This is a genomic window from Pseudobutyrivibrio sp. JW11, from assembly GCF_900115355.1.
Lineage (GTDB): Bacteria > Bacillota > Clostridia > Lachnospirales > Lachnospiraceae > Pseudobutyrivibrio > Pseudobutyrivibrio ruminis.
The window spans coordinates 84,305-94,058 of the sequence record NZ_FOWB01000011.1; the positions used below are offsets into that span (position 1 = coordinate 84,305).

8 protein-coding genes and 2 tRNA genes are annotated in these 9,754 nt (G+C 37.6%); 2 read left to right on the forward strand and 8 right to left on the reverse strand.

Features of this window, described 5'->3' with window-relative positions:
- Positions 1-48: 48 nt before the first annotated feature.
- From BM102_RS10395 to BM102_RS10405, 3 genes are all read right to left on the reverse strand, one after another.
- The gene (locus tag BM102_RS10395; protein ID WP_090481761.1) at positions 49-894 is read right to left on the reverse strand and encodes a GDSL-type esterase/lipase family protein; all 846 of its coding nucleotides are present in this window, start codon (positions 892-894) and stop codon (positions 49-51) included.
- 8 nt (positions 895-902) lie between these two features.
- On the reverse strand, positions 903-2,267 hold the full coding sequence (locus BM102_RS10400) for an MBOAT family O-acyltransferase (RefSeq protein WP_090481764.1): 1,365 nt from the start codon (positions 2,265-2,267) through the stop codon (positions 903-905).
- A gap of 66 nt (positions 2,268-2,333) precedes the next feature.
- Entirely contained in the window at positions 2,334-4,145 is a 1,812-nt protein-coding gene (locus tag BM102_RS10405; protein ID WP_090481767.1) for a carboxylesterase/lipase family protein, read from the reverse strand.
- A 132-nt stretch (positions 4,146-4,277) separates the two neighbouring features.
- Here BM102_RS10405 and BM102_RS10410 point away from each other — a divergent pair.
- Positions 4,278-4,362, forward strand: a tRNA-Leu gene (locus BM102_RS10410).
- A gap of 614 nt (positions 4,363-4,976) precedes the next feature.
- On the opposite strand, the gene BM102_RS10415 is transcribed toward BM102_RS10410, so the two are convergent.
- The 4 genes from BM102_RS10415 to BM102_RS10430 all read right to left on the reverse strand — a co-directional run bounded on the left by BM102_RS10415 (position 4,977) and on the right by BM102_RS10430 (position 7,126).
- Positions 4,977-5,060, reverse strand: a tRNA-Leu gene (locus tag BM102_RS10415).
- A 70-nt stretch (positions 5,061-5,130) separates the two neighbouring features.
- On the reverse strand, positions 5,131-5,577 hold the full coding sequence (gene dtd / locus BM102_RS10420) for a D-aminoacyl-tRNA deacylase (protein WP_044938101.1): 447 nt from the start codon (positions 5,575-5,577) through the stop codon (positions 5,131-5,133).
- Between the two features lie 18 nt (positions 5,578-5,595).
- Positions 5,596-6,291 carry a precorrin-2 C(20)-methyltransferase gene (gene cobI, locus BM102_RS10425; protein ID WP_090481771.1) on the reverse strand — a complete coding sequence of 232 codons (696 nt, stop codon included), beginning with the start codon at positions 6,289-6,291 and terminating at the stop codon, positions 5,596-5,598.
- 22 nt (positions 6,292-6,313) lie between these two features.
- Complete coding sequence (locus BM102_RS10430; RefSeq protein ID WP_090481774.1) at positions 6,314-7,126, reverse strand: TrmH family RNA methyltransferase; 813 nt, start codon at positions 7,124-7,126, stop codon at positions 6,314-6,316.
- A gap of 124 nt (positions 7,127-7,250) precedes the next feature.
- Between BM102_RS10430 and nudC the strand changes: the two genes are divergently transcribed.
- Positions 7,251-8,099, forward strand: coding sequence for an NAD(+) diphosphatase (gene nudC / locus BM102_RS10435; RefSeq protein ID WP_090481777.1), 849 nt, complete (start codon positions 7,251-7,253; stop codon positions 8,097-8,099).
- On the opposite strand, the gene BM102_RS10440 is transcribed toward nudC, so the two are convergent.
- Complete coding sequence (locus BM102_RS10440; RefSeq protein WP_090481782.1) at positions 8,096-9,403, reverse strand: ATP-binding protein; 1,308 nt, start codon at positions 9,401-9,403, stop codon at positions 8,096-8,098. The two genes, nudC and BM102_RS10440, sit on opposite strands and share 4 nt — an antisense overlap.
- Positions 9,404-9,754: the final 351 nt, after the last annotated feature.

Sequence of the window (9,754 nt, forward strand, 5' to 3'; positions counted from 1 at the left end):
TAACTTTAACGTGCTAAATCTGAAAATTCTGCACATTTATTTTGTGTATTATTCCACACCGTGAGAAAGTAAATATTCATGCCATGGTTCGTAGCACGCTCCCTTTAAATGAACTCCATCTGATGTAGTTTCAGCATCAAGATTTCCTTCCTCATCATCTACTGCTTCATTGATATTTAGATAAAAGATGTTTTGCCTATCTTCTAATGTTTTAATAGCATCATTTCTAATATTAATATTGGTGTTGTTGTACAACTCATCTGTCTCATTTTTCTCACCAGAAACATGCATGATACTATTAATGAATATATAAGCATCCGGCTCAGCTGCCTGTATCTGATTAATTACATCTTGGTAGGCTTCTCTGAAGTCCAGTTCATCTCCTCTTCCAAGCTCATTTATGCCAACCATTATATATATTTTTGAGAAATGATTAGTCTCTAAAGCCTCAGCTAAACTGATTTCCTCACCATCCTCAGTTTCTATCCATTTATCATCCCTGATGTTGTATATAGAGAGGGATTTCTTTGCATAAAATGTAGCTCTGGCATCAATATCCTGACAATACTGAGAAAGTCCTACCATTCTTGAATCACCAATAAATAACGCATCGTCAAAATAACTGTTATCTACAGAAACATATTTCTTTATTTTATTAATCTTTTTATTTGTTTTCTTAGTAACTGTGACTGTCTTCTTTTCTTCCACTTCTATTTTAGACCATGGGAAAATGTTATCTGACGCTGCTTGAAAAACAGCTCCAATAGAAGTAGTTTCATAAGGATTTGTATAGTACTTCGTATATACGGTAGTTCTAAAAACAATCCCAACTATCGCAATAGTAATTGCACTAATAATTGTAAGCAGTAACAATAAAATACTGTTTATTTTCATATCATCACCTAGAATCTTAAATACATAAATGGATTTCCCGCCGAATTAGCCAAACTAAAAATGCTTATCCAAAACATTGCAAAAATAACAAATATCGTAAATACGTTATTCTTATGCTTCTTATAGAAACCTGTTAATGCTGGAATAGTAAAAACAATTGCCAGCACCAGATATAACCAGTAATCCTGAAGCATATATAGATAATCATTTTTATTTACTGCAACTGAAATATCTATCACAGGGAAAAGTCTTAACATATATATTCTGAGGGCCTTCATGGAATGAATAGCAAATACAACCCATGTAATAGGAATAATTACCATTACATTAATACGCCCTACCACCATAAATAGCTTTTCAAATCTGCTAAGAATAAACTTCTCTATTGTAATAATCAAGAATATTGCTCCTGCCCATATCCAGAAATTGTATGTTTGACCATGCCAAAGGCCAGTGAGAGCCCAAACGGCAAATAAGTTAAATACAGTCCAAAGCTTGCCCTTGCGATTGCCTCCAAGAGGAAAATAAACATAATCTCTAAACCATGCGCCTAGTGTGCTATGCCAATTTCTATAAAACTCTGAGATAGACTTTGAAAAATATGGCTGATTAAAGTTGCTAATGAAAGGGAATCCTAGCATCACACCTAGGCCTGCCGCCATCAGCGAATAGCCCCAAAAATCAAAATATAATTCAAACGAATAGCTGTATGCTCCAAGCCAAGCCAAAGGAGTGGAAATACTTTCATAGCCAATGGTTTTAATATCATTCCAAAGAACAGAAAGATGATCCGCAATCATCACCTTCATAAACAATCCCATGGCAAAATACTTAAGACCATCTTCTATTTGTAAAAGGATAGCACAGAAATTCTCTTTTTTAGACTTTTCATTCTTTACCCAGGAAACATTGCTTTCTACGTAGTCGTATCGAGCAATTGGGCCCGAAATAATCTGTGGAAACATAAAAAAATAGTTAGCCATGTTTTTGAGCTCAACCTTTTGAATTTTACCTTTATATAAATCTACCAGGTAAGATATCATTTTGAAAATGTAATAGCTAACTCCAAGAGGAATAACTATATTTAAACCAAATGAAGATGCTCCTTTGAAAAAGCACAGACATGAAACATTTATAAGCACGCCGAATGCAAGTATAATCTTGGATTTTTTCTTAGTTAAAAGTTTAGCCAAAATATAATTAATCAGTGTAGCCGCTGAAATTACAGCAATATACACCGGCTCATTAATATAGTAAAATCCTATACTTGCAACCAATAAAAGCCATGCACGATAATTGCATGGCAAAATATAATATATAATCAAAAAGGTTGGTACCAATCTAAAAATAAAAATCAAATCAAAAAAGGTCATTGTATTCTCCCAAAGTTTCCTTCGTATTTAGTATACAATAACCCTTTTATTTTTTCTTCTATAAATTTAATTAAATGTTGCTTGATATTTATCGATTATTTTATATAGTTCGCTATTTGGATCGTCTATCATCTTGATTTCGGTATCAAGTTGCAATAGCTTCGACTGATTCTCATCTCTCATCTCCCATGTAGGAAGTCCATCGCCATTAGGATTGCCAGTCTTGGCGAAGTTTACCCAATACTGTTGCATTATATCCGACAGAGCATAATCCTCATCAGAATACAACCCTGGATGTCTCCAAAGATTGCCATAAGCATAAGGCAACTCGCCTGCATGATAATTAGATAAAGAATCATTTGTCTTTGTAAAGTAATACTCATAGGTAGGAACACCCTGCTCCACCAAATAGTTATTCCATAGATAATGAGAGTAGCTAAACCATATCGCAGAATAACTAATATTTAAAGCACCCTTAGCATCTCCCATAGCATCAACAATGAAATGCTGGTCACGCTGTGGCGAATCTGCCGGAACGACCTTTGCCATGTCCCCTGCGTAAGACACCAAATCCTCTGCCAGCAGCTTTTCATAATTCTCCTTAGTAGCTTTTGTGGTTAACAAGAATGCATCTGATTCCTTGGCATTGAAGCCATTCAATAATGCCTTTTCATGGTTTAGCCCCTTTTCATATGTAAGGTAAGGCTGCTCTGTAATAGCATAACCATCAACAGTCATAGCGGATTGGTCAGTTGATGTCTTCACAAGCTCTTCTGCTGGAATATCACGCAGTTCGGCAGATGATGCAACACCAAACTCCTTGCGCACAGCGTCTCCTTCTTTTACTGCCTCACTATAATCTCTAAATGTATGGAAAGGCTTTCTTGCAAGAATACCGCTAGACTCTGCAATAGCATAATTAAACAATCCATCTGTAAGAGGTGATACGCACATTGCATTGACACTAGATGAACCTGCCGACTCACCAGCTATAGTAATTTGATTTGGATCACCACCAAATGCTTCGATATTATCATAAACCCACTGAAGAGCTGCTATCTGATCCAACAATCCATAATTACCTGTAGTCCCGTTTGCTGATTCATCTTTCAAATCGTCAGCTGCATAGTATCCGAAAACATTTAATCTATAGGCAAAGTTTACAACAATAACTCCTCTCTTCGCCAAGTCCTCGCCTCGATACTCTGTATATGAAGACTGTCCTGTAGAAAGGCTACCTCCGTGAACATAGAAAATGACAGGCAGTGGCTCATCAGAAGCTTCCTCTGGAGCAAAGACATTAAGATAAAGGCAATCTTCACTCATCGCCTCAAGATACTCATCACCAAATTGCACTCTATAGTCATGCCAGCCAAGGATGTGTGACAAACTGTCATACAAAGGATTGGTACGAGCCTGCATTGCCATAGGGCCAAATTCATCGCATGCTCTTACACCATCCCAACTTTCTGCCGGCTGTGGTTCCTTGAAACGAAGCTCTCCTACTGGTGCTTTTGCATAAGGAATACCAGCGTATACCTTTACGGAGTGGTCCTCATTATATACACCAGTCAAATCACCCTGCTCAACAAATACAACATCTGTAACGTCAGGATTCTTATTTGCAACAGCAGGAACATTTTTGTATGGTGGCGCAGTTAGCACATAATTACATGCCAATATGGCCACAAATATAATCCACATGATAATGATAGACTTAATATTATATGAATCTCTTTTTATAAGCATTGTCCTTGCTACTAACATTGCAATAGCTGCAAGTATGCCAATCGCCCAACCTAATAATATATTTTTAGACAGCTCCAAAACTGCAATATAAAGAACTGTCAGTATGATTACAATAATCGAAAATACCATTGTTGCCTCTCCTTAATTACGCACAATTCAATTTATTCCAATCCATTATACTAGCTCTAAAAAAATCTTACAAGAAAAATGTGATTTTTTTGTTGACATGTTGGCCAGACTCTGATAGTATATCTCTTGTTCGCGGAAGTGTCGGAACTGGCAGACGAGCAAGACTAAGGATCTTGTGCTCATTGCGAGCGTGCGGGTTCAAGTCCCGCCTTCCGCATTTTTAGAAAGAGTAACCAATTGATTGGTTACTCTTTTTTTATTCTTCTCTAATACATATATAACCAATCAACTGGTTTATCTTTCTAAATGTGCCGATGAGTTCCTTGGACCCGGGGTCCAAGGTCTCATCGCCACAAGTGGCGATTCGGTCGGTTCCGTGGGAAAAAGGTCCACTGGACCTTTTTCTTTTCCACTCCACCCCGCCTTCCGGGTTTTAACTTAGATTTCAAGATGTAATTTTCTACAAATTCATAATCTTTTAATGTTTATTTCTGACAAATATATTATTAATTCGCATATTATCTTGCAATTTCTTTTCCAGGATGTATAATAGACTTATCAAATAACAGAGAGAAAAAAGCAGAAAGGGAGGTATAGTCCACCAGAGAATTAATTTAGTAACTACAAAATCTAGTGATTGGAGGTATGGTCCACCAGAGAATTAATTTTTTAACCACGCGACAATTATTACTTTTAAAATATATTAGATAGAGAGGTATAGTCCATTGGGATCGATGTTAAGGGGCGGCACCAGTTAGGAATCGGTTGATTTCGAATTGGTGTCGCTCGTTTTTTGTATTAAAAAAGCCTCAGTAAAAACTGAGGCTAAGCTGCAGGAAATGGGACTTGAACCCACACGATATTGCTACCACAGGCACCTGAAGCCTGCGCGTCTGCCAATTCCGCCATTCCTGCGAACATTTAGTATTCTATAGAATTTCAGATAGCAAGTCAAGGCCTTCTAGGCCTATAAATTACTAAAAATTTAGCAGATTTCTGCCGAATCTAAAATGATTGTAAATGGACCGTCGTTTTGTAAAGACACCTTCATATCTGCACCAAACTCTCCCGTCTCAACATGGAACTGTTCCTTGCATTTTTCAATGATGTATTCATACATTTCATTTGCCATATCCGGTGCGCCAGCATCTGTAAAAGATGGGCGATATCCCTTCTTGCAATTAGCATAGAGGGTAAACTGAGAAATTAAAAGAAGCTCCCCTCCCACATCTGAAAGAGAAAGATTGATCTTGTCATTTTCATCATCAAATATACGAAGCCCCAAAAGCTTCTTTACCATTTTGTCTGCAATTTCTTTTGTATCAGAATCTGCTACACCAATAAGAACTAAAAAGCCCTTTCCGATTTGTCCTATTACATTTCCATCTACTTTTACAGATGCTTCATTAACTCTTTGAACTACAAATTTCATCTTATTCTCCTACCCACCTTACTTTTCTTTTACTATAATTGTCATCATATATCTAGAATCATCTGGAATAGTCATGGCGCTTGTAAAGATTTGTTCTGTTTCCATACCACAATCTATTACCGCATATACGTTAACACTTCCGGCATTTTCCATCTCTACAAGTTTTTCCTTTATGGCTGCCACATTCTTTCCACTTTTCATTATTATTTTTGTGCCAGACATTTTCAGCTCATCCTCAAGATTGCCTTGGCCCGATAGGATATGCACATTTTCATCTGCCTCGCTTATAAGTATTCCTGCTGCAGCTGCCGTACCACAAAAAGAAGTGATGCCATTAACTATTTCTACTTCTATTCCATCCTTTTTAGCAAGCTTCATAATATAGCCAAAGGTTGAGTATATTGTAGGGTCACCTATAGTCAAAAAAGCCAGGCTATACCCCTCAAATAAAAGCTCCTTATACTTTCTATAAAAGCTTTCGTGCATTTCCTTAAGCTTAGCCTCATCCTTTGTCATTTCATAATCAAGGCTAATAACTTTTTTATACGCCAGCTCTGGAACCACTGGAAGAGCGATTTGATATGCTCTGCATTTATCCTTTTCCGCCCTTGGCAAACAGATGACATCTGCATCCTTGATTGCCTTTACGGCCTTTATTGTAAGCAGTTCTGGATCACCAGGACCAACTCCTATTCCATATAAAACTCCAGCCATATCTCAAGTCTCCTGTAATCTATTAATCTCTTTTACATAACTCCCAAAATGTAACCGCACTAGCTGCTGCAACATTAAGCGAATCCACGCCGTGATACATAGGAATAATTGTAACGAAATCTGATGCATCAATCGTTTCCTGCTTGATTCCGGTACTCTCCGTACCAAATACGATTGCAAGCTTCTCCTGCTCCTTCAGCACTGGCTCTGCAAGTGATATAGCATTGTCCTTTAATGCCATGGATACAACTGAATAGCCCTCACCTTTAAGAGCTGATACATAATCGGAGCCCTTGTCAAAATATGTCCATGGTACCTGGAACACAGTTCCCATAGCAACACGAGCAGCTCTTCTGTAAAATGGGTCTGCGCTGTCATGTGTCAGTATGATTCCATCAAACCCTAATGCGGCAGCAGATCTGAAAATAGCGCCAACGTTTGTAGGATTCATAACATCCTCAAGGATTGCCACTCGCTTTGAAGACTGAAGGATTTCGAAAACACTAGGCAAATCAGGCCTTTTGCAGGCTGCAAGGACGCCACGTGTAAGGTTAAAACCAGTGATTTTGTTGATGACATTAAGCTCTGCCACAAACACATCCACATCCTCATCAAGGTCTGCTAAAAGCTCCTGCACAACCTGTGACTCATATGCCTTTTCCTCAACTAAAAAAGCAATAGGCTCTGCGCCTCTAGCCAGTGCCCTCTTTATTACCTCTGGAGTTTCTGCTATGAATACGCCTCCATTCGGCTCATAATAATGATACAGCTGAGCTTCATTGTACTTCGTAAATATATCTACTCTGCTATCATCTATACTTTCAATTTTTATCATATCTTTCACCGTTTATTCCAAATTTATAATATTCTACCATAACCACAGTGATACTAAAATATCATTGACATTTTCAAGTTTAAGCACATAATAAATTGTACAAAATCAATTTTCGGAGGTACATATGATTCAAGATATATATCCAAGCAAACTTAACAATAGCTATAGAACTGACGCTATTCCTAAGTCAGATGATTTAATTATTATTCATAGCGACGGAAAAATCCTGTTGAAAGTGGATGAGGATAGCAAAACTATTTCTTTCCCACATCTGAAAGACTTTTCAATAGATTTAAAGCCTTTATACTTCTTTGAAATTGATGGAGAAAATTTCTATTACAACACTGATACCAATACTGATACTACCTCACTTCCTGAGGGATTTCAGTTCTATACAATGAGACAAATCAGAAATGAGTATCTCTATCCAAAGCACTATGTTTTTGCTGCATACACTGCCATCCATTTGATTGACTGGTATGAAGCAAACAGATTCTGTGGAAAATGCGGTACAAAGAATGCGCATTCAAAATCCGAGCGCGCTTTAGTCTGCCCTAACTGCGGCCGCACACGATACCCTAGAATCAATCCTGCTGTAATAGTTGGTGTAAAAAATGGAGATAAGCTATTACTCACAAAATACAAAACTGGTTTTGCTCACAATGCTCTTGTAGCCGGATTTACAGAAATAGGTGAAACCATGGAAGAAACTGTTGAACGTGAAGTGATGGAGGAAACCGGACTTAAGGTTAAAAATATCCGCTACTACAAATCCCAGCCTTGGGGAATTGCCAGCGATATTCTGCTTGGATATTACTGCGATGTGGATGGTGACGACACCATCACTATGGATGAATCAGAACTGAAATATGCTCAGTGGGTGAGCCGAGAGGATATTGAATTACAGCCCCTCGACTACAGTCTCACAAATGAGATGATGAAAATGTTCAAAGAAAACAAGCTGGCAAATTAATTCTGCTGGCCTAATATGTGATATATAAACTGCTGGGCTGTTCTTCCTGAAAGACCGCCCTGCTCCATTTCCCATACCTTTGCTTTCGCAATAAGTTCCTCCTGAGGCATGGTGATGCCTGCTCTTGAAGCCAATCCAAGAACAATATCTATATATTCTCTCTGCATTGGCTTTGAGTAGCTGATGGTTACACCAAAGCGATGAACAAGTGAAAGCTTTTCCTCAACTGTATCTGAATGATGTCTGTCGTCAGTGTTGGTCTGATCATTTCTATCATTCCATGTTTCCTTTATTAAATGTCTACGGTTTGAAGTAGCATAAATCAAAATGTTATCTGGCTTTGTCTCAACGCCACCTTCAATAACAGCCTTTAAGAACTTGTACTCTATTTCATGCTCTTCAAATGACAAATCATCCATATAGATGATGTATTTGTAATTACGATTCTTAATGCTGGCTATAATCTTTGATAGATATCTAAACTGATGCTTGTAAATCTCAATCATTCGAAGTCCATCATCATAGTACTGATTAACAATTGCCTTAATACTTGTAGATTTTCCTGTACCACTATCACCAAACAAAAGCACATTATTCGCCTTTTTGCCTGCAACAAAGCTCTCCGTATTATCGATTAGCTGCTGCTTTTGATATTCGTATCCAATCAAATCATCAAGCACAACCTCATCCATATTGTTGATAGGAACAAACTTGATGTCGTTTAAGCCTATCTCCTCTATTCTAAAGGCCTTATTCAGGCCGAACATGCCTACACCATAGGCCTTGTAGAAATTCGTAATTACGTTAAAGAATTCCCTTTCATCCTCCGCTGCCTCTAGCTCCTTTGATAGCTTTCTAACTTTTTCACTCACATTACGGTTATACATCTGCTCATTTTTTCTAACAGAATTGTAGTTCGTAAATACGGAGAATGACTCAATGCCTAGCTCCTTTTCCAAAGATGAAAAATCGTAATCAAAAAGCTCTTTTAGAATTCTGAAATCATTTTCCACTAAGTGATTAACAGAACCAGGCTTAACATCAGTCTTTTCTGTAACTAAAGAAAATGGATTTTCATTCATAATAATGTAGAAGGTTAAATAATTATGCCAAAGATTATCGTCAAACCCATAATCTGTTGCGAGCATAAGAAGTCTCTTTGAAATTGCGTTAATCTGGCGGGTAGCTTCCCTCTTGTTATAATCACCAGACTCTACCATATCGATAGTTTTTCCAAGCTGATAAAGAATTGTATCCTCTGTTAAATCCCCAAACATGAGTAATCGTGATATCTTGTCATACATATTTTTATCCTCCTCGTATAATATTTTAGATACATTAAATGTACCTTGATAACTTAATAAATATCTGTTCAATAGGCTTAGTTAAGCCCATGATATAATTGTCCCAGTGTCAATCAGGTAATAGTTCTATTTCCCCCTGTTGAACCAGAAATGGTTACTTCATAATAAGTCTGTTCCCCTGACATGGAAGTTAACTTCAAACCGGCTGGCTGTTTGCTTAAGTACATGGACTACCATCTAGCAGTGTGGTTTCGCATCTGTCCATCTTAAGCTGGATTCTTATATGCGAGGGTGTCGATGCTCCATGATCATGGGTTTTACCAAGCCGATTGAACACTTTAATATCTTAAT